Origin of the sequence: Citrobacter sp. S39, assembly GCF_009495675.1 — a bacterium.
GTDB lineage: Bacteria > Pseudomonadota > Gammaproteobacteria > Enterobacterales > Enterobacteriaceae > Citrobacter > Citrobacter freundii.
In genome coordinates this window covers 4,113,976-4,133,258 of the sequence record NZ_CP045555.1, presented here as the reverse complement: position 1 = coordinate 4,133,258, position 19,283 = coordinate 4,113,976, and the positions used below count along the sequence as shown (strand labels likewise).

Genomic DNA, 19,283 nt, shown 5'->3' with positions numbered 1-19,283 from the left:
TCAAAATGGTTTGTCGAGGCGGGTAACGGCCTGACGTAAAAAATCAATGACTTTTACCGCCTCTGGCGTCAACGGTCGGGCGGCTTTTTTTACCGTCCCGACATCCATGTAAGTAATAAAATCATCAATCGTTCTGTGCATGACGCGCAGACCATCCAGTGACCACGGGCGATACACCAGGTCGGATAAAATGGTTATCCCTCTGCCTTTTGCAACCAGACTTCTTATTGCTTCAAAAGAGTTGCTGCGAAAACTGATATTGGGCGTATAGCCACGCTGCTGCCAGTAATCGATGATTACGTCAGGGTATTTATCGGTTTCCAGCAGTAAAAATGGTAGTTTCTCGACGTCTATTAAACGGATCGATGCCTGGCTCTGTAGCGGATGCCCAATAGACGTCCACAGGCGGCGCTGTGAACGAATAAATGTTTCGATCTCCAGGTCGTTATCATGGTTGATATTTGAGGTCAGAAGCAGGCAAAAATCGACCTTTTGTTCCCGTAGCGCCTGTACCAGTTCCGGTGCAGTGGCTTCATAAAACACGATCTCCAGCAAAGGGAAACGTCGTTCAATATCGTTGAGTATATCCGGGATAAGATAGGCAGAGAGCGTTTCGGCAATACCTATGCGCACCGTGCCGGTGAGAATTTCGCTCCTGTCATGCAGGGCGTCAATAGCCGAGCGGCTACTGTTGATGATGTTGCAGGCATGTGCCTGAAAGCGCTCGCCCTCAGCGGTGAGCTTCACACCTTTGGGATAACGTACAAATAGCTGCACGTCTAATGCTTCTTCCAGGTTCCGCATGGCAATGGTCATTGATGACTGAGAAATATGACAGCGTGCAGCAGCTTTGGAAATTTGTAATGTTTCTGCAAGCGCGATGTAAAACTCAAGTTGCCTTAGCGTAAATTTCATAGTTTTAATCTATGCAGATGGATAAAAACGTTATATTAGCATTCATTCTCACGCCGCCGTAGCCTTGTGGTCATACCGTACAACTGACAATAAGGCGCAAATATGCCCTATCTTTTACTCAGTCTGGCTGCCTGTTTTTGGGGTGGAAATTATGTGATTGGTCATCTCTTGGTCGCTGAAGTTAATCCCATCGTTTTATCAGCGGCACGCTGGGTATTTACCGCGTTATTATTGATGACGCTCTATTTTCGTCAGGTCACAGAGCAATGGCCGGTGATGAAAAAATCCTTTGGTACTATCGTCTTCCTTGCGCTTTGTGGTCAGGTTCTTTTCCCCTTAACGTTGTATATCGGCTTGCAATATACAACCTCGCTTAATGCCGCGATTTATATGTCCACCACCCCGGCGCTCGTACTGTTAATCAATAAGTTCTTTTTTAAAGAGCGGATTTCTGCGCGAAATATAGCTGGTGTGATCCTGAGTACTGTTGGTGTTATATGGCTGGTGTCGCAGGGTGATGTGATAAATGCGCGGGTATTTGCACATCTGAATCAGGGCGATTTCTGGACCATGGGGTCAGCGTTAAGTTGGGCCGTTTATTGTGCCTTTTTACGCATTAAACCGCGTGAGGTAAAGGGAAACGCCTTTGTCGCAGTGAGCGCGCTGTTAGGTGCGATTGTACTTATTCCGGTACTGGCTCTGGAGTTGATACGCAATGGTATGCCGGGATGGAATAGCTATGCCAATACAGGCGTTGTTACTGGGCTGGCATACCTTGTTATTTTTCCTTCGTGGCTGTCATATCTATTATGGAACAAAGGGATTAGCGCCATCGGCGCAACGCGTGGAGAGATTTATTCACACTTGATCCCATTGAGTGGCGGATTATTTAGCGTGATGTTTTTGCACGTCATTCTGCATTCATATCATCTGGTGAGCGCGTTGGTTATTATGTGCGGTATAGCATTGTGTTCCCGTCCGAGTGCAAAAAAAGCTCGTAGCAGCGCATGGCGTGAAAAGCGGGTAAATTAACTTACGGTGGCGCCCCCGGTAATATTTACCACTGTGGCGGTCATGGCGCTGGCATGGTCTGAAGCGAGAAAGGTTGTAACCTCAGCGATTTGTGCAAGCGTAGGCAGGCGCGCGAGCATGGTACTTTGCGCCGCCCCCCCTAACCATTGATCGACGGTTAAACCCATTGACTGTGCTTTAGCGGTGAAAATTTCTCCGGTATAGGAGCCAGCCGCTACAGCATCCACAATCGCATGCGACCGCACGCCGACGACACGAATGTTTATTGGTCCCGTCTCGCTGGCGAGCGCCTTAATAAAAGCCTCTGTTCCTGCACAGCCGACGATATGGCCGAGATGCCCGGGCATCGCCATCGGGGCTGCGGGCGCAACGATGGTGAGAATAACGCCCGCTCGATTGCCGCCCATGTGCGGCGTTACGGCTTTTGCGATATTGAACTGCGCCGCAAGAAAAGGGGTGATACCGCTCATAAACTCAGAGAGGGATAATGCATCGATGCGCTTGCCCTGTTCGTGCATAAATCCCGTTGCGTTTACCACCACATCTATTCCACCGGTTTGCTGTACAAGGCGGGTAACTTCCTTCGATGCGTTGTGCTCGTCGAGTACATCGGTGATAAAGGTTTCGACTGTACCACCCGCCGTTCGGATGCCACTGGCGGTCCAATCCAGCTTTTCCTGACGGCGCGCGCCCAGATACACATGGGCTCCTTCGCGCGCCATAGTATGCGCAACTGCACTACCAATAGCGCCGCTGCCACCGAAGATCATTGCGACTTTGCCTGAGAGTAACATAGCAACCCCATCACCATTTAGCACCGAGTAAAGTATGTGCCATAACGGGCATGCTGCAAATTTGAGAAAGCGTTTCCGGGGAACCTCACTCAGCGATGAAAATCAGGTTATGTCGGGGACATTGCTGCTATAGGTCTTATAGCAGCAATGTCTATCAGCTCATTTTAACGCCGATTAGTTACTGTAAGTGTTTGATATTTCTTTAACATGTATATCATTATCAAAATTATCAAAAGCAAGTACATCATCCAGATGCTGGTATTTAGCTCAATTAAAAAACTACCGACACCTCCGATAACTGACGGAATAACCAGCGAGGCGGCTCCCATCAACGCAGAGGTCGCTCCCAGGTTGGTGCGCTGGCTGGACATGGTCAGGTAGGTATAGAGTGATTCGAACATCCCTCCAGCAAACATCAGGATAATAAAGAAGAATATAAAAATATTGACGTGATAACTAAGTATTATTAATGGAATACACAGTACAATAAATGAGGCGATGATTTTCAGCCACGAATTCAAAATTTGCGGCGCAGACCGTTTCTTAAGAAGTTTACCTGATAATGCAGCCCCCAGCAGTAGGAAGCCTCCAATAATTGATGAAAGCACACCAAATTGCGTTGATGAGTATCCAAACGTAACCATAAAAATAAATGGGGAGGCTGTAACATAGCAATAAATCAGCGAAAATGACAGACCAAGAGACAGACAAGGTAGATAAAATCGAGGTTGTTTGCTGATCTCTTTATACGTATTAAATGATGATTTTAATGAATAGGCAACCCTTCTCTCATGACTGAGTGTTTCAGGGAAGTTAAAATAAACGTATATTAACGTTATAATAGCATAGCCACATATCATTAAAAAAATTGCGCGCCATCCCCATAAGTCATTAATTATCCCTCCCAGCAGGGGCGAAGCAATGGGAACGACACCTTCGATAGTGATGATGATGGCATACAGCGTCGCGGCCACTGAACCACGAGTTACATCTCGAACTGCGCTGATTGCTGTAACCAGCGTTATTGATATAGAAAGACCTTGTATGACACGGATCGCCAGAAACATAACCAGATCGGTTGAGAGCGTGAGACAATATGTTGTCACGCCATAAATAACCGCACCTGTAAGCATAATTTTTCGCCGGCCAATAGCATCAGATAATGGACCAAAAATTAGCTGTCCAAAACCAATGCATAGGGTATAAACCATAATCGACAACTGCGTGGTTGAGACATTTTTTTCAAATTCTTTTGCGATGTCGGGAATTGAAGGTAAATAAGTGTCCACTCCCAGAATTCCCATTATCGTCAACATGGCCAGGCCGACAGTAAAGTAAATTATGTTCTTTCTATGAATAACAGTTTGCAGCTTCATTACTTATCACCATGAGTAAATTAAAAGCATGAAAAAGTTCACTATTTAAATAGAGATGTTGTGGATAATTATCGTGTAGGCAATAAAACAGAGTTGAAATGAACTGTCAAACTTTTGACTCAAAAAATTGAGATATGAGTCACAGGTATATAGCCATAATTTTCGATGGTAGGGTTCCAGTTAAATTTAATTGTGTTTGATTGCCAGGCAGCACGAGGAACCATAAGTACACTGACTTCGAATACGGGCATACTGCTGGTGTTGGTGTTGGTGTTGGTGTTGGTGATTGATTTTTTCAGTAGTGAATTTCAGGCAACAAAAAACCCATCAACCTTGAACCAAAACGGCGGGGTTGATGGGCTCCACAAATTGGGGACATCAAAGAAAAGCAGTGGCAATAGTTATGACTGACGCCTTGAAGAAAAGTTCTGCTTACCTGCAAAAAATTTTCGTTTAAGGGTAAATTTCAGCGCTAACCAAGGCCAGGCCAGACAATGACGATGAGTGTCCCCGCTAATGTCAGCAGAACGTTGGCTATCGCGTAGGTTCCGGCATAGCCTAACGCAGGGATGTTGCTGCGTGCGGTGTCGCTGATGATTTCCATTGCCGGAGCACAGGTACGTGCGCCCATCATGGCACCAAACAGCAGGGCGCGGTTCATGCGCAATACGTAAGCACCAAACAAGAAACAGATAACAACCGGAACCAGGCTGACTACCAGACCGGCAATCAACATTTGACCACCGACGGCCCCCAGGCCATTACCAATGCCACTGCCTGCGCTTAAACCGACACCAGCCATGAATACCATCAGGCCAAACTCTTTCACCATGTTCAGCGCACCCTGTGGGATGTAGCCAAACGTTGGATGGTTGGCTCGCAGGAAACCCAGCATGATGCCGGCGAACAGCAGTCCAGCCGCATTCCCGATGCCGAAGCTGAAATTACTGAATTGGAAGGTGATCATCCCGATCATCAGACCGATGATAAAGAAGGCGCAGAAGGCCAGCAGATCGGTCACCTGACTGTGAATCGAAATGAAGCCGATACGATCGGCAATGGTTTTCACGCGACGAGCATCACCGCTGACCTGCAATACGTCACCTTTGTTGAGCACGACGTTGTCATCAATAGGCATTTCAATCTGGCTGCGGATCACGCGGTTCAGGAAACAACCGTGGTCGGTCAGTTTCAACTGGGCCAGGCGACGACCAACGGCATTGTGGTTTTTCACTACAATTTCTTCAGTGACGATGCGCATATCGAGCAGATCGCGATCGAACACCTCTTTACCGTTACGGAAGCTGGGATCGAGGCGGGCATGGGCGTCCGGATAACCCACCAGGGCTATCTCATCGCCCATTTGCAGCACCGCGTCACCATCCGGGTTGGCAAGAATGCCGTTGCGACGGATACGTTCAATGTAACAACCGGTCTGACGATAAATACCCAGTTCGCGCAGATTTTTACCATCGGCCCATGCCACCAGCTCCGGGCCAACGCGATAGGCGCGAATCACTGGGAGGTAAACTTTACGATTGGCGTCAGTATCCAGGCCCCGTTCACGCGCGATTTGTTGGGCGCTGGTTTGCAGGTCCTGATGCTGAAGTTTCGGCAAATAGCGCGCACCAACAATCAGACTGACCAGACCAATCAAATAGGTGAGGGCGTAACCCAAGCTCAGGTTATCGAGAGCGCTTGAAAGTTGTGTTCCTGACATTCCTGAATGGCGCAAGGTGTCACCTGCGCCGACCAGCACCGGCGTTGAGGTCATCGAGCCAGCCAGCATACCCGCCGTCAGGCCGATGTCCCAGCCAAATAGCTTACCCAGCCCCAGGGCGATCAGCATTGCGCTACCGACCATCACCAGGGCAAGCATTAGATAATTTTTCCCATCGCGAAAAAAAATCGAAAAAAAGTTGGGGCCGGCTTCGACGCCGACGCAAAAAATAAACAGCATAAAGCCGAGATTTAATGCATCGGTGTTAATACTAAAGTGCTGCTGACCTAATAATAGGGAGACCACTAAAACGCCAATGGAATTACCGAGTTGGACTGAACCCAGACGTAATTTGCCCAGACACAGGCCCAGAGCCAGGACCACAAATAATAACAGGATGTAATTCCCATTTAACAAATCTGCGACGTTTATATTCACGGAGACTAACTTCTTGTTTACTAGTAAGCTATTGAAAGAAATGGCAATTTACGCTAATGTTTTTGCCAGAAATTAAGGGGCGATAGCATCGTACACAGCCCCGAATAATGCAGCATAACAATATATGCGGCTAGTTTAATCTCATTACGTATCAACGGCTATAAGAATCGTGTGGGTGTGTTTTTGGCATGGAATGCCGAGTTACTTTATCTGACTGGACGCCTGCGGGCGAAAAGAGTGTTCGATAGAGAATGTGTCAGGAGGAACGATTGAAACATAAGCAAAGTTGGGCGAGTGCGGTCTGCTGCTTTGTGCTCTTTATTGTGGTGTGTCTTTCATTAACGCTGAACGTGAAAGGGGCATTCAGAGCAGCAGGGCATCCTGAGGTCGGATTGTTGTTTTTTATCTTACCTGGTGCTGCAGCAAGCTTTTTTTCCCATCGTCGGGAAGTACTCAAACCCCTTCTTGGTGCAATGTTGGCGGCGCCGTGCTGCCTGTTACTGATGCGGTTCGTTTTTATGCCGACGCGTTCATTGTGGCAAGAGCTGGCGTGGTTGTTTAGTGCGGTGTTTTGGTGCGCGCTTGGCGCATTATGTTTTTTATTTATCAGTAGCTTATTCAATCAGCATCAACGGCGGAAAAAGAACTGATGACGCCCTCAAGCTGAGGGCGTAGAAACAGCTATCAGGCGAACAGATTCATATTCTCTTTTGCCCATGCTTCAAAATCCGTGCAGCCGCCGATGTGTTTTTGATCGACGAAAATCTGCGGAACGGTTTCAACTGGCTTACCTACTGTTTTTTCCAGATCTGCTTTAGTAATTCCTTCAGCATGGATATCAATGTAGCGGAAGTTAAAATCGTCATGCTCACTGCTTAATTTTTCTGCTAATTCTTTTGCGCGCACGCAATACGGGCACCCTGGGCGACCAAAAATAACGGCAAACATCTCTTTCTCCTCGAACTTATCAGGCCGGATGGCAATACTTGTTATGATGCCGCGATTTGTGACGGATGGAAAGCAGGTTCAGCCTGTTGCTTTGATATCCTCAAGCTATATCTGTTAAACACGGCAAGCTGGAACGTTTTATAATGAAAGCCATTTCACCGGGAGGCCGCGTATGCGCACAATTGGTGTATTACCCAAAAGCGTATTGATGCTGGAAATAGTTGGGATGGTTTTGTTATCGCTGGCGCTGCTATCGCTTAACGATTACCTCACCTTGCCCGCACCGCTTAACAGCCCGTTAGCCTGTGTGGTGATGATATTTCTGGGCGTACTGCTGATGCTCCCTGCTGCGGTGGCGTTGATGTGGCGTATTGCTCAACTGCTGGCACCGCAACTTATGTCACGCGCACCCGGTGATTCAACTGATTTAGACAGAGACAAAAGAGATGACACCAACCATTGATTTACTCCGCAGCCACCGTTCCATTCGCCATTTTACCGATGATGCTATTTCGGATGCACAGCGTGAGGCGATTATTGCCGCAGCTCAGGGAACGTCAAGCTCCAGTTTTCTACAGTGCACGACGATCGTTCGTATAACGGATAAATCTCTGCGTGAATCGCTGGCTACCTTATCTGGCGGCCAAAAGCATGTGGCGCAGGCTGCTGAGTTCTGGGTGTTTTGCGCTGATTTTAATCGTCATTTGCAGATTTGCCCTGATGCGCAACTTGGGCTGGCGGAACAGCTGCTGCTGGGCGTGGTTGATACTGCAATGATGGCGCAAAATGCGTTGACGGCGGCAGAGTCGCTGGGACTTGGCGGCGTATTCATTGGCGGTCTGCGTAACAATATTGAGCCGGTCACCGAACTGCTGAAGCTGCCGCAGCACGTTCTGCCGCTGTTTGGTTTGTGCCTTGGCTGGCCTGCGGATAACCCGGATATCAAGCCGCGCCTGCCTGCGTCGCTTGTTGTGCACGAAAACCAGTATCAGCCGCTCGATACAGACGTTTTGTCGCAGTATGACGAACAGCTTACACAGTACTATCTGACCCGCGGCAGCAATACGCGTCGTGACACCTGGAGCGATCACATTCGGCGTACCATCATTAAAGAAAGTCGCCCCTTTATCCTGGAATATTTGCATAAACAGGGATGGGCCACGCGCTAAAGATTTTAACCCAGTGTATGATACGCCAGCTTTTACCAGGTCATTCAGAGAGGTGCAGGGTGAAAATTGCCATTTTGTCCCGGGACGGAACGCTCTATTCTTGTAAACGCCTGCGTGAAGCGGCGATGCAGCGCGGTCACCTGGTTGAAGTTATCGATCCCCTTTCTTGCTATATGAACATCAGTCCGGCGGCATCTTCTATTCATTACAAGGGCCGTCAGCTTCCCCATTTCGACGCGGTGATCCCGCGGATTGGTTCCGCGATTACCTTTTATGGGACGGCGGCGCTGCGCCAGTTTGAGATGCTGGGTAGCTATCCGTTGAATGAGTCGGTAGCGATTACACGAGCGCGCGATAAGCTGCGTTCGCTACAGCTGCTGGCGCGTCAGGGAATTGATTTACCCATCACCGGGATAGCCCACTCTCCCGACGATACCAGCGACATGATTGACATGGTTGGCGGTGCGCCGTTAGTGGTGAAACTGGTTGAAGGCACCCAGGGTATTGGCGTGGTGTTGGCGGAAACGCGGCAGGCTGCAGAAAGCGTGGTAGATGCCTTTCGTGGGCTGAATGCCCATATCCTGGTTCAGGAATATATCAAAGAAGCGAAGGGGCGCGATATCCGCTGTTTCGTGGTGGGCGATGAAGTAGTGGCCGCCATTGAACGACGGGCTAAAGAGGGCGATTTTCGTTCTAATCTCCATCGCGGTGGTGTGGCGACTATTGCGAGTATTACGCCGCGCGAAAGAGAAATTGCGCTCAAAGCCGCCCGGACTATGGGCCTGGACGTTGCAGGCGTTGATATTCTGCGCGCTGATCGAGGGCCACTGGTCATGGAGGTCAACGCGTCTCCGGGGCTAGAAGGCGTGGAGAAAACTACCGGGATAGACATAGCTGGCAAGATGATCCAGTGGATCGAACGTCACGCTACACCTGAATTTTGCCTTAAAATCGGCGGCTAAGCGCAATATCGATTGCGATCGTGGTATGACACGCTCTTTTTGCGTAAGCTGTGCCGGTATTTTTTTCATCAATAGAGGTCGCACATTATTATGACATCACTGGTCGTTCCCACTCTGGATACGTTGCGTCAATGGCTCGACGACCTGGGCATGAGTTTTTTTGAATGCGATACCTGTCAGGCGCTGCATTTGCCGCACATGCAGAATTTTGACGGCATCTTTGATGCAAAAGTTGATTTGGTCGATAACGTCATTCTGTTTTCCGCGATGGCAGAAGTCAGACCTTCTGCACTGCTGCCGCTGGCCGCCGATCTGTCCGCGATCAATGCCAGCTCACTGACGGTGAAAGCTTTTCTGGATATGCAGGATGATAATCTGCCAAAACTGGTGGTTTGCCAGTCTTTATCCGTTATGCCGGGCGTGACGTTTGAGCAGTTTGAATGTTTTGTTCGCCAGAGCGAAGAGCAGATATCGATGGTGATCCTTGAAGCCGGTGCGCATCAGCTGTTATTTAATGCTGAAGAAGATGCGCAGAATAGCACCGCTGAAATTCATTTCCTCCATTAATTCTTCCTGAATCTGGACATATATTGCGCAGCCGCTGCCAGAGCGGTTGCGTATTGCCCGTTTTTATTCTGTATTTAACCTTTTATTAAAGAATTATTCACCTCTATTCAGCGCCTTCCGCTTTACGTCATAGACAATTCCTGCATAAAAAATTGATAAAAGACGTTTTTTAATCTGGGCTATATCCACAATTCCTGGCTAAAGTTATTCTTGCGAAGCTTACCAACGTCATCATTTAAACAGCCCCTTGTGACCTGTTCTACGGCCACAATGTATGTTGAATGCATGGACGGATGCCAGCGAGCAATAGCGGCGTGAGGAGAGGTCTCTCTTTACATCGGTGCCGCATGAAAGAATATGCACGTTTCTTGCATATCATTAGAGTGTGACATTTTTGTTCGTTTGTTAACGAACTTTCAGAAGGAAAGAGATTATGACCGCCTTAAATAAAAAATGGTTATCAGGCCTGGTTGCGGGTGCTCTGATGGCCGTCTCTGCCGGCACGCTCGCTGCTGAACAAAAAACGCTGCATATATATAACTGGTCTGATTATATTGCCCCGGACACGGTGGCTAATTTTGAAAAAGAGACCGGAATTAAAGTCATCTATGACGTATTTGATTCCAATGAAGTGCTGGAAGGTAAGCTCATGGCTGGCAGTACCGGCTTTGACCTTGTCGTTCCATCCGCCAGCTTCCTTGAGCGTCAACTGACCGCGGGCGTATTCCAGCCGCTGGATAAGAGCAAATTGCCGGGCTGGAAAAACCTTGATCCTGAACTGCTGAAGCTGGTGGGCAAACACGATCCGGACAACAAGTTTGCGATGCCGTATATGTGGGCTACGACCGGTATTGGTTACAACGTGGATAAAGTTAAAGCTGTGCTGGGGCCGGATGCGCCGGTTGACAGCTGGGATTTGATCCTCAAGCCAGAAAATCTGGAAAAACTCAAAAGTTGCGGCGTCTCTTTCCTTGATGCCCCCGAAGAGGTGTTCGCCACAGTGCTGAACTATTTGGGTAAAGATCCAAACAGTACCAAAGCGGATGATTACACCGGGCCGGCAACGGATCTGTTGTTGAAACTGCGACCGAATATTCGCTATTTCCACTCTTCGCAGTACATCAACGACCTGGCAAACGGTGATACCTGCGTCGCAATCGGCTGGGCTGGGGACGTATGGCAGGCCGCAAACCGTGCGAAAGAAGCGAAAAATGGCGTCAATATCTCCTTCTCAATTCCTAAAGAAGGTGCAATGGCGTTCTTTGACGTATTCGCGATGCCTGCCGATGCGAAAAACAAAGACGAAGCCTATCAGTTCCTCAACTACCTGCTGCGCCCTGATGTGATTGCGCATATCTCCGACCACGTGTTTTATGCCAATGCCAACAAAGAAGCGACGGCTCTGGTCAGCCCTGAAGTTCGTGACAACCCGGGTATTTACCCGCCTGCGGATGTGCGAGCTAAGTTGTTCACACTGAAAGTACAGGATCCGAAGATCGATCGTGTACGTACCCGCGCATGGACGAAGGTAAAAAGCGGGAAATAAACCGATGTTTGGGACATGACCCGGCAGGGTTTGTGCCTGCCCGGCAGCGTTGAGCCCGGACACATATAACCCGGCAATACGCACCGTTATGGTGCGTTATTTGCACCGTTTCTTTGTTTTATGCCGGAGAGCACCTGAGTGAATGATGCAACCCCACGCCCACAAGCGAAAATCCGCAAGGCGCTGACCCCGCTGCTTGAAATTCGCAATCTGACCAAGTCATTTGACGGTCAGCACGCCGTTGATGACGTCAATCTTACTATCTACAAAGGTGAAATATTTGCTCTGCTCGGCGCGTCCGGCTGTGGCAAATCGACACTGCTGCGGATGCTGGCGGGATTTGAACTGCCGACTACCGGGCAAATCATGCTTGATGGCGTCGATTTAGCGCATGTCCCGCCTTATCTGCGTCCAATTAATATGATGTTTCAGTCCTACGCCTTGTTTCCGCATATGACTGTCGAGCAGAACATTGCCTTTGGTCTCAAGCAGGACAAACTGCCGAAGGCTGAAATCGCCAGTCGGGTGAATGAGATGCTGGGACTCGTGCATATGCAGGAGTTCGCTAAACGCAAACCACATCAGCTTTCTGGCGGCCAGCGTCAGCGCGTGGCATTGGCGCGCAGCCTGGCAAAACGTCCAAAACTGCTGCTGCTGGATGAACCAATGGGGGCGCTGGATAAAAAACTCCGAGACCGCATGCAACTGGAGGTAGTGGATATCCTGGAACGCGTCGGTGTGACCTGCGTGATGGTGACGCACGATCAGGAAGAAGCCATGACGATGGCGGGTCGTATTGCGATCATGAATCGTGGAAAATTTGTCCAGATTGGTGAGCCAGAAGAGATCTACGAGCATCCGACCACGCGTTACAGCGCAGAGTTTATCGGTTCGGTAAACGTTTTTGAGGGACTGCTGAAAGAACGTCGGGAAGATGGTCTGGTGATTGAGTCTCCAGGACTGGTACATCCGCTGAAAGTGGACGCCGATGCTTCTGTTGTCGATAACGTCCCGGTGTATGTTGCGCTACGTCCGGAAAAAATCATGCTCTGCGAAGCGCCTCCGCCAGAGGGTTATAACTTCGCGGTAGGCGAAGTGGTGCACATTGCCTATCTGGGTGATTTGTCGGTGTACCACGTACGTTTGAAAAGCGGTCAGATGTTGAGCGCCCAGCTACAAAATGAGCATCGTTATCGTAAAGGGTTACCAACCTGGGGTGACGAAGTCCGTTTATGTTGGGATGCGGACAGCTGTGTGGTGTTGACGGTTTAAGGAGCGAAGATGAGTACACTTGAACCTGCGGCACGCGTGGATAACGCGGGGCGATTCAGGCTGTTTATGTCGCGGCTACAAATGAAGCACGGGCGCAAGCTGGTGATCGCACTGCCGTATGTGTGGCTGCTGCTCCTGTTTCTGCTGCCTTTTCTGATCGTCTTCAAAATCAGTTTGGCTGAAATGGCGCGCGCTATTCCACCCTATACCGACCTCGTTTCATGGGCTGACGATCAGTTATCCATCACGCTCAACTTAGGCAACTTCCTGCAACTGACGGACGATCCGCTCTATTTCGATGCCTACCTGCAATCGTTACAGGTGGCGGGAATTTCGACAATCTGTTGTCTGCTGCTGGGATACCCGCTGGCATGGGCCGTCGCGCACAGTAAACCCTCAACGCGTAATATTCTGCTGTTGCTGGTGATCCTACCGTCCTGGACCTCGTTTTTAATTCGCGTGTATGCCTGGATGGGGATCCTGAAAAACAACGGCGTCCTGAACAACTTTCTAATGTGGCTGGGCGTCATCGACCAACCGTTGACTATTTTGCACACCAATCTGGCGGTCTATATCGGCATTGTTTACGCCTATTTGCCCTTTATGGTGCTGCCGATTTATACCGCGCTGACCCGTATTGATTACTCGCTGGTGGAAGCGGCGCTGGATTTAGGTGCCCGACCGCTGAAGACTTTCTTTAGCGTGATTGTGCCGTTGACCAAGGGCGGGATTATTGCCGGGTCAATGCTGGTGTTTATTCCGGCTGTTGGCGAGTTTGTGATCCCTGAGCTGCTGGGTGGCCCGGACAGCATCATGATTGGCCGTGTGCTTTGGCAGGAGTTTTTCAATAACCGCGACTGGCCGGTGGCTTCTGCTGTCGCCATTATTATGTTGCTGTTACTGATTGTGCCGATCATGTGGTTCCACAAATATCAGCAAAAAAGCGTGGGGGAACACGGATGAATAACTTACCGGTCGTTCGCTCGCCGTGGCGTATTTTTATCCTGGTAGTTGGCTTTACCTTCCTGTACGCGCCGATGCTGATGTTGGTTATCTATTCGTTTAACAGCTCGAAGCTGGTGACGGTTTGGGCGGGGTGGTCAACGCGTTGGTATGGCGAGCTTTTTCACGATACCGCGATGATAAGCGCTGTAGGCATGAGCCTAACGATTGCCGCGGGCGCTGCGACGATGGCGGCAATCCTTGGCACCATTGCCGCCGTGGTAATGGTGCGCTTTGGTCGTTTTCGTGGTTCGAATGGTTTCGCCTTTATGATCACCGCGCCGCTGGTTATGCCAGATGTCATTACCGGTTTGTCGCTGCTGCTGCTGTTTGTAGCGTTGGCTCACGCCATCGGCTGGCCGGCTGATCGCGGAATGCTGACCATCTGGCTGGCGCACGTCACCTTCTGTACAGCGTACGTAGCGGTGGTGATTTCTTCACGTTTGCGCGAACTGGATCATTCCATTGAGGAAGCAGCGATGGATCTTGGCGCCACGCCGCTGAAGGTCTTTTTCGTCATCACGCTGCCGATGATTATGCCGGCGGTGATTTCCGGTTGGCTATTAGCCTTCACGCTGTCACTCGATGATCTGGTTATTGCCAGCTTTGTCTCTGGTCCTGGTGCCACAACGTTACCGATGCTGGTGTTCTCCAGCGTACGTATGGGGGTGAACCCGGAGATCAACGCGCTGGCGACGCTGATTCTTGGTGTGGTAGGAATTATCGGATTTATCGCGTGGTATCTGATGGCGCGAACAGAAAAACAACGGATCCGCGATATCCAACGTGCAAGACGCGGCTGAAAAAACTAAAATCTGCCAACCTGTCTATACGGCGCAGCTGTGGTGGTTGCGCCGTTTTCATGGAAGACGACGCGTTGGGATTTTTTAAGAAATCATCCACATCACATGCTCGCTTAAACGTCCCTGCTTTGGTGCAGGTGGCGGCGCTGGCTATTATTATGATCCGCTGTCTCGATCTGTTGATGATTTTTAATACGCTTGGGTTTCGTGGAACCAGTGAGTTTATTCATCGCAGTGTGCAGACCTGGAATTTGACGCTGGTGTTTCTGGGCAGTCTGGTGCTGCTATTTATCGAAATTTACTGTGCATTTTCGCTGGTAAAAGGACGGAACTGGGCACGCTGGATCTATCTGTTGACCCAGATTATCGCCAGCGTCTATCTGTGGGCAGCTTCGCTGGGCTACGGATATCCCGAACTGTTCAGTATTGCGGGGGAGTCCAGACGCGAAATCCTGCATACGCTGGTGATGCAAAAACTACCGGATATGCTGGTATTGCTGCTACTGTTTGTTCCTGCGTCCAGCAGGCGGTTCTTCCGTTTGCAATAACGTGTATAATCTTGGCCCCCGGTTAATTTGTAGGTCTTTGTATGCAGTGCGCACTTTATGACGCCGAACGCTGTCGCTCCTGTCAGTGGATAACACAGCCTGTCGCCGATCAACTCTTCGCTAAAACAGCCGATCTACAGAATCTGCTGGCCGATTATCCGGTCGGAGAATGGTGCGCGCCGGTCAGTGGTCCGGAAAGCGCGTTTCGCAATAAAGCCAAAATGGTGGTCAGCGGCAGTGTGGAAAAACCGTTGCTGGGGATGTTGCATCGTGACGGTACGCCGGAGGATTTGTGCGACTGTCCGCTCTACCCTGAGTCTTTTGCGTCCGTATTTTCCGCGCTTAAGCCGTTTATCGCCCGAGCAGGGTTAACGCCCTATAACGTTGCGCGTAAACGCGGGGAACTGAAATATTTGCTGTTAACGGAAAGCCGGTTCGATGGTGGCATGATGCTGCGTTTTGTCCTGCGTTCTGAAGCAAAACTGGCACAGTTGCGCGCGGCGCTGCCCTGGCTGCAGGCACAGTTCCCACAGTTAAAAGTGATCACTGCCAATATTCAGCCGGTGCATATGGCGATTATGGAAGGGGAGACAGAGATCTTCCTGACGGAACAACAGGCGCTGGCGGAACGCTTTAACGATGTACCGTTGTGGATCCGCCCACAGAGCTTTTTCCAGACTAACCCGGTGGTGGCGGGGCAGTTGTATGCCACGGCGCGCGACTGGGTGCGACAGCTTCCGGTTAATCACATGTGGGATCTGTTTTGCGGCGTTGGGGGTTTTGGTCTGCACTGCGCTACACCGCAAATGAAACTGACGGGGATTGAAATCGCGCCAGAGGCGATTACCTGCGCGAAGCAGTCGGCGCAGGAACTTGGATTGCAGAATCTGCATTTTCAGGCGTTGGATTCAACTCAGTTTGCTACCGCTCAGGACGAAGTTCCGGATCTGGTGCTGGTGAATCCGCCGCGTCGCGGGATTGGGAAACCGCTGTGCGATTTTCTTTCCCACATGGCACCGCGTTTTATTGTTTATTCCAGCTGTAATGCGCAAACCATGGCGAAGGATATTCGTGAGTTGCCTGGGTATCGCATTGAACGCGTTCAGCTTTTCGATATGTTCCCGCACACCTCGCATTATGAAGTGTTAACGCTGCTCAGCCGACAATAACTGCTATGCCTGATGGCGCTTCGCTTATCAGGCCTACAGGTTGTTCGTCATTCGTAGGCCGGATAAGGTGCTTGCACCGCATCCGGCAAATGCAATATGCGAAAAAAAAGCCCGTACTTGCGTACGAGCTCTTCTTTAAATATGGCGGTGAGGCGGGGATTCGAACCCCGGATACGTTGCCGTATACACACTTTCCAGGCGTGCTCCTTCAGCCACTCGGACACCTCACCATATTGTATTGCTGCCTGACCGCTTGGGGGGCAACGGGGCGCTACTATAGGGAGTTGCGCTAAAACGGTCAAGCAGAATTTACGTGTTAACTCTCGTTTGGTTACGCAATATACATATTCCTCCGCCCAGGCAGGCGCGGAGGATAGGATTAGCGCTGAGAGTCCAGTTTTTCACCGTTGGTCACGACTTCCTGGGCTTTACTGTAGCTCTCGATCAGCAACTGATAAGCCGGGAAGACTTTGGTATACACTTCCGCCCATTCGGCGGCGTCTTCACGGTTCCATGTGCCCTGAATTTCAGACGCGACGGCGGCGGTATCCATCGGCACGACGCCAGCCTGAACAACGCGAGCCAGGGTGATTTCCTGCGCCATTTTGCTGTAAGTACCGGAAGCGTCGATCACTGCGAAGACCTTATAGCCTTCCGCAACCGCGCTGATAGCTGGGAAAGCCATGCACACGCTGGTAATCGTACCGGCGATAATCAGCGTCTTGCGACCTGTTGCTTTTACCGCTTTCACGAAGTCTTCGTTATCCCAGGCGTTGATTTCGCCTTTACGCGCCACGTATTGGGCATGTGGCGCATTAGCGTGGATCTCCGGGATCAGCGGGCCGTTAGGTCCCTGCGGTACGGATGCCGTGGTAATCACAGGTATCTTCGCCAGGGTCGCCATTTTAGCCAGCGCGGCGGCACGCGCACGCAGTTCTGGCATTGGCATGTCGCCGACGGTCTGGAACAACCCGCTCTGATGATCGATAAGCAGCATGACGGAATCATTTACATCGATGACCGGACGTGAACCATTAAAGTTTGCAGGACTGGACATATTCTTCTCCTTCGATTCAGATTTGGCCAAAGCGGCCGGAGTTAAAATCGCGTACGGCTTCAGCGATTTCTTGTTTCGTGTTCATTACAAACGGACCGTAACCAACAATCGGCTCGTTCAACGGTTCTCCAGAAAGCAGCAGCACGCTGGCGTCGCTGGAGGCTTCAATATGCAGCGTTTTCCCTTGCTGGCTCAGCACCACCAGTTGCGCTTCACTGGCAGACGTAGTGCCGTTTACGGTGATATTCCCTTTCAATACCACCAGCGCAGTGCTCCATCCTTCCGGCTGGGACAACGTGAGCTGATGATTACGTTGTAAACGCATATCCCAAACGTTCAGCGGCGAGAAGGTATGTGCCGGGCCTTTTGTATCCTGATAGCTGCCCGCAATCACCCGAACGCTTCCTGCTTCATCAGGCAGGGCGACAGAGGGGATCACATCGCTGCTGATACCCTGGTAACCCGGAACGGCCATTTTGTCCTTTGCTGGCAGATTGACCCACAGCTGTACCATTTCCAGTTCGCCGCCCTGACGGGTAAATTCTGGTGAATGGAACTCTTCGTGTAATATTCCTGCACCCGCGGTCATCCACTGCACGTCGCCGGGGCCGATAATGCCGCCGCGACCGGTTGAATCACGGTGTTCAACTTCGCCGCTGTAAACGATGGTCACCGTCTCAAAACCACGGTGAGGGTGCTCGCCTACGCCGCGTTTTTCGTTACCCGGCGTAAACGTATGTGGACCGGCGTAATCCAGCAGCAGGAACGGACTTAGTTGTTCAGCATGAGACTGGTAAGAAAACATCGAGCGAACCGGAAATCCATCGCCAACCCAGTGCGGGCGAGGTGCGGTGTAGACGCCTGTTACGTGTTTCATTTGTGCCTCCTCAGTGGCGTTATCTTGATGTGAATAAGCTTATATTCATGACAGCGAGCTGAGTAGTAGCTAAAATAGTTCTCACTGTCTCATAAATAGGACAATTAGATGACGAAGCCAGATCTCAATGATTTTGCATGGTTTGTGCATGTTGTAGAGGAAGGAGGATTCGCGGCGGCGGGTCGGGCGCTTGATGAACCGAAATCAAAACTAAGCCGACGGATAGCGCAACTGGAAGAGAGGCTGGGAGTTCGACTGATTCAGCGAACCACCCGCCAGTTTAACGTGACGGAAGTGGGGCAAACCTTTTACGAACACTGTAAGGCGATGCTGGTGGAAGCGCAGGCGGCGCAGGATGCCATTGCCGCGTTACAGGTTGAACCGCGTGGCGTGGTGAAGTTGACGTGCCCGGTCACGTTGCTGCATGTGCATATCGGGCCGATGCTTGCTCGTTTTATGGCGCGTTATCCTGACGTATCAGTGCAACTGGAGGCGACAAATCGTCGTGTTGACGTCGTTGGAGAAGGTCTGGACGTGGCGATTCGCGTCAGGCCCAGACCATTTGAGGATAGCGACCTGGTGATGCGCGTGCTGGCGGACAGGGGGCATCGTTTGTATGCCAGCCCGCAGTTAATCGAGCAAATGGGGGCGCTACACTCTCCGGCGGAGCTGACACGCTGGCCTGGTTTGAGTCTCGCCTCGGGCAAACATGTACATCGTTGGGAGTTATTTGGCCCACAGGGCGCGCGGGCAGAAGTGCATTTCACGCCGCGAATGATTACCACCGATATGCTGGCGCTACGTGAAGCCGCAGTTGCCGGTGTGGGGGTAGTGCAGCTTCCGCAACTGATGGTAAAAGATCAATTAGCCGCGGGTGAACTGATAGCGTTGCTCGACGGTTGGGAACCGAAGCGAGAAATTATTCACGCAGTCTTTCCATCACGCAGGGGATTATTGCCGTCAGTGCGCGCTTTAGTAGATTTCTTAACGGAAGAATATGCGCGGATGATTGAGGATTAAATACATATCCTCAGCCCACAAAAAAGGCCGGTTAAACCGACCTTTTATTATCTGGACGCCATTCGGGC

20 protein-coding genes and 1 tRNA gene are annotated in these 19,283 nt (G+C 50.6%); 13 read left to right on the top strand and 8 right to left on the bottom strand.

Annotated elements, in window-relative coordinates; all coding sequences use genetic code 11:
* On the bottom strand, positions 1 to 915 hold the full coding sequence (locus tag GFB57_RS19805) for a LysR family transcriptional regulator (RefSeq protein ID WP_003035343.1): 915 nt from the start codon (positions 913 to 915) through the stop codon (positions 1 to 3).
* 102 nt (positions 916 to 1,017) lie between these two features.
* Here GFB57_RS19805 and GFB57_RS19800 point away from each other — a divergent pair, with 102 nt between their 5' ends.
* Entirely contained in the window at positions 1,018 to 1,947 is a 930-nt protein-coding gene (locus GFB57_RS19800) for a DMT family transporter (RefSeq protein ID WP_003035345.1), read from the top strand.
* Here GFB57_RS19800 and GFB57_RS19795 read toward each other — a convergent pair.
* From GFB57_RS19795 to GFB57_RS19785, 3 genes are all read right to left on the bottom strand, one after another.
* Positions 1,944 to 2,741: an SDR family oxidoreductase gene (locus GFB57_RS19795; protein WP_003035347.1), complete on the bottom strand. Its 798-nt coding sequence runs from the start codon at positions 2,739 to 2,741 to the stop codon at positions 1,944 to 1,946. The genes GFB57_RS19800 and GFB57_RS19795 overlap by 4 nt on opposite strands.
* 164 nt (positions 2,742 to 2,905) lie before the next feature.
* Positions 2,906 to 4,117, bottom strand: coding sequence for a multidrug effflux MFS transporter (locus tag GFB57_RS19790; protein ID WP_003035349.1), 1,212 nt, complete (start codon positions 4,115 to 4,117; stop codon positions 2,906 to 2,908).
* A 472-nt stretch (positions 4,118 to 4,589) separates the two neighbouring features.
* The gene (locus GFB57_RS19785; protein ID WP_003035354.1) at positions 4,590 to 6,275 is read right to left on the bottom strand and encodes an aspartate:alanine antiporter; all 1,686 of its coding nucleotides are present in this window, start codon (positions 6,273 to 6,275) and stop codon (positions 4,590 to 4,592) included.
* Positions 6,276 to 6,544: 269 nt separating this feature from the next.
* Here GFB57_RS19785 and GFB57_RS19780 point away from each other — a divergent pair, with 269 nt between their 5' ends.
* Complete coding sequence (locus GFB57_RS19780) at positions 6,545 to 6,925, top strand: inner membrane protein YbjM (protein WP_003035356.1); 381 nt, start codon at positions 6,545 to 6,547, stop codon at positions 6,923 to 6,925.
* A 34-nt stretch (positions 6,926 to 6,959) separates the two neighbouring features.
* Here GFB57_RS19780 and GFB57_RS19775 read toward each other — a convergent pair whose 3' ends face one another.
* On the bottom strand, positions 6,960 to 7,223 hold the full coding sequence (locus tag GFB57_RS19775) for a GrxA family glutaredoxin (RefSeq protein ID WP_003035358.1): 264 nt from the start codon (positions 7,221 to 7,223) through the stop codon (positions 6,960 to 6,962).
* A gap of 172 nt (positions 7,224 to 7,395) precedes the next feature.
* Between GFB57_RS19775 and GFB57_RS19770 the strand changes: the two genes are divergently transcribed.
* The 10 genes from GFB57_RS19770 to rlmC all read left to right on the top strand — a co-directional run bounded on the left by GFB57_RS19770 (position 7,396) and on the right by rlmC (position 16,261).
* Positions 7,396 to 7,686, top strand: a complete 291-nt coding sequence (locus GFB57_RS19770; protein ID WP_003035362.1) for a YbjC family protein — start codon at positions 7,396 to 7,398, stop codon at positions 7,684 to 7,686.
* Positions 7,670 to 8,392, top strand: a complete 723-nt coding sequence (gene nfsA / locus GFB57_RS19765) for a nitroreductase NfsA (RefSeq protein WP_008320183.1) — start codon at positions 7,670 to 7,672, stop codon at positions 8,390 to 8,392. The genes GFB57_RS19770 and nfsA overlap by 17 nt, the downstream gene beginning before the upstream one ends.
* Before the next feature lie 59 nt (positions 8,393 to 8,451).
* The gene (gene rimK / locus GFB57_RS19760; RefSeq protein WP_003836932.1) at positions 8,452 to 9,354 is read left to right on the top strand and encodes a 30S ribosomal protein S6--L-glutamate ligase; all 903 of its coding nucleotides are present in this window, start codon (positions 8,452 to 8,454) and stop codon (positions 9,352 to 9,354) included.
* A 90-nt stretch (positions 9,355 to 9,444) separates the two neighbouring features.
* Entirely contained in the window at positions 9,445 to 9,921 is a 477-nt protein-coding gene (locus GFB57_RS19755; RefSeq protein WP_003035368.1) for a YbjN domain-containing protein, read from the top strand.
* 433 nt (positions 9,922 to 10,354) lie between these two features.
* Complete coding sequence (gene potF / locus GFB57_RS19750) at positions 10,355 to 11,467, top strand: spermidine/putrescine ABC transporter substrate-binding protein PotF (protein WP_003035370.1); 1,113 nt, start codon at positions 10,355 to 10,357, stop codon at positions 11,465 to 11,467.
* Positions 11,468 to 11,605: 138 nt separating this feature from the next.
* Entirely contained in the window at positions 11,606 to 12,739 is a 1,134-nt protein-coding gene (potG, locus tag GFB57_RS19745; RefSeq protein WP_003035373.1) for a putrescine ABC transporter ATP-binding subunit PotG, read from the top strand.
* Between the two features lie 9 nt (positions 12,740 to 12,748).
* Positions 12,749 to 13,702 (top strand): putrescine ABC transporter permease PotH, encoded by a 954-nt coding sequence (gene potH, locus GFB57_RS19740; RefSeq protein WP_003035374.1) that lies wholly within the window; start codon positions 12,749 to 12,751, stop codon positions 13,700 to 13,702.
* Positions 13,699 to 14,544, top strand: a complete 846-nt coding sequence (potI, locus tag GFB57_RS19735; RefSeq protein ID WP_003035376.1) for a putrescine ABC transporter permease PotI — start codon at positions 13,699 to 13,701, stop codon at positions 14,542 to 14,544. Before potH ends, potI begins: the two co-directional genes overlap by 4 nt.
* Positions 14,545 to 14,603: 59 nt before the next feature.
* Positions 14,604 to 15,092 (top strand): YbjO family protein, encoded by a 489-nt coding sequence (locus tag GFB57_RS19730; RefSeq protein ID WP_003035378.1) that lies wholly within the window; start codon positions 14,604 to 14,606, stop codon positions 15,090 to 15,092.
* Between the two features lie 41 nt (positions 15,093 to 15,133).
* On the top strand, positions 15,134 to 16,261 hold the full coding sequence (gene rlmC / locus GFB57_RS19725; RefSeq protein ID WP_003035379.1) for a 23S rRNA (uracil(747)-C(5))-methyltransferase RlmC: 1,128 nt from the start codon (positions 15,134 to 15,136) through the stop codon (positions 16,259 to 16,261).
* A gap of 142 nt (positions 16,262 to 16,403) precedes the next feature.
* Here rlmC and GFB57_RS19720 read toward each other — a convergent pair.
* The 3 genes from GFB57_RS19720 to GFB57_RS19710 form a co-directional block, all read right to left on the bottom strand.
* Positions 16,404 to 16,491: transfer RNA gene (locus tag GFB57_RS19720), tRNA-Ser, on the bottom strand.
* 149 nt (positions 16,492 to 16,640) lie between these two features.
* Positions 16,641 to 17,318 carry an isochorismatase family protein gene (locus tag GFB57_RS19715; protein WP_003035382.1) on the bottom strand — a complete coding sequence of 226 codons (678 nt, stop codon included), beginning with the start codon at positions 17,316 to 17,318 and terminating at the stop codon, positions 16,641 to 16,643.
* Positions 17,319 to 17,334: 16 nt separating this feature from the next.
* The gene (locus GFB57_RS19710) at positions 17,335 to 18,195 is read right to left on the bottom strand and encodes a pirin family protein (RefSeq protein WP_003035384.1); all 861 of its coding nucleotides are present in this window, start codon (positions 18,193 to 18,195) and stop codon (positions 17,335 to 17,337) included.
* Positions 18,196 to 18,303: 108 nt separating this feature from the next.
* Here GFB57_RS19710 and GFB57_RS19705 point away from each other — a divergent pair, with 108 nt between their 5' ends.
* Positions 18,304 to 19,215, top strand: a complete 912-nt coding sequence (locus GFB57_RS19705; RefSeq protein WP_003035386.1) for a LysR family transcriptional regulator — start codon at positions 18,304 to 18,306, stop codon at positions 19,213 to 19,215.
* Positions 19,216 to 19,283 lie beyond the last annotated feature (68 nt).

Bases quoted from the DNA above. Each gene is read 5' to 3' on its own strand.
- GFB57_RS19805 (WP_003035343.1), bottom strand. From the start codon at position 915: ATGAAATTTACGCTAAGGCAACTTGAGTTTTACATCGCGCTTGCAGAA.
- GFB57_RS19800 (WP_003035345.1), top strand. From the start codon at position 1,018: ATGCCCTATCTTTTACTCAGTCTGGCTGCCTGTTTTTGGGGTGGAAAT.
- GFB57_RS19795 (WP_003035347.1), bottom strand. From the start codon at position 2,741: ATGTTACTCTCAGGCAAAGTCGCAATGATCTTCGGTGGCAGCGGCGCT.
- GFB57_RS19790 (WP_003035349.1), bottom strand. From the start codon at position 4,117: ATGAAGCTGCAAACTGTTATTCATAGAAAGAACATAATTTACTTTACT.
- GFB57_RS19775 (WP_003035358.1), bottom strand. From the start codon at position 7,223: ATGTTTGCCGTTATTTTTGGTCGCCCAGGGTGCCCGTATTGCGTGCGC.
- GFB57_RS19770 (WP_003035362.1), top strand. From the start codon at position 7,396: ATGCGCACAATTGGTGTATTACCCAAAAGCGTATTGATGCTGGAAATA.
- nfsA (WP_008320183.1), top strand. From the start codon at position 7,670: ATGACACCAACCATTGATTTACTCCGCAGCCACCGTTCCATTCGCCAT.
- GFB57_RS19755 (WP_003035368.1), top strand. From the start codon at position 9,445: ATGACATCACTGGTCGTTCCCACTCTGGATACGTTGCGTCAATGGCTC.
- potF (WP_003035370.1), top strand. From the start codon at position 10,355: ATGACCGCCTTAAATAAAAAATGGTTATCAGGCCTGGTTGCGGGTGCT.
- potH (WP_003035374.1), top strand. From the start codon at position 12,749: ATGAGTACACTTGAACCTGCGGCACGCGTGGATAACGCGGGGCGATTC.
- potI (WP_003035376.1), top strand. From the start codon at position 13,699: ATGAATAACTTACCGGTCGTTCGCTCGCCGTGGCGTATTTTTATCCTG.
- GFB57_RS19730 (WP_003035378.1), top strand. From the start codon at position 14,604: ATGGAAGACGACGCGTTGGGATTTTTTAAGAAATCATCCACATCACAT.
- rlmC (WP_003035379.1), top strand. From the start codon at position 15,134: ATGCAGTGCGCACTTTATGACGCCGAACGCTGTCGCTCCTGTCAGTGG.
- GFB57_RS19715 (WP_003035382.1), bottom strand. From the start codon at position 17,318: ATGTCCAGTCCTGCAAACTTTAATGGTTCACGTCCGGTCATCGATGTA.
- GFB57_RS19710 (WP_003035384.1), bottom strand. From the start codon at position 18,195: ATGAAACACGTAACAGGCGTCTACACCGCACCTCGCCCGCACTGGGTT.
- GFB57_RS19705 (WP_003035386.1), top strand. From the start codon at position 18,304: ATGACGAAGCCAGATCTCAATGATTTTGCATGGTTTGTGCATGTTGTA.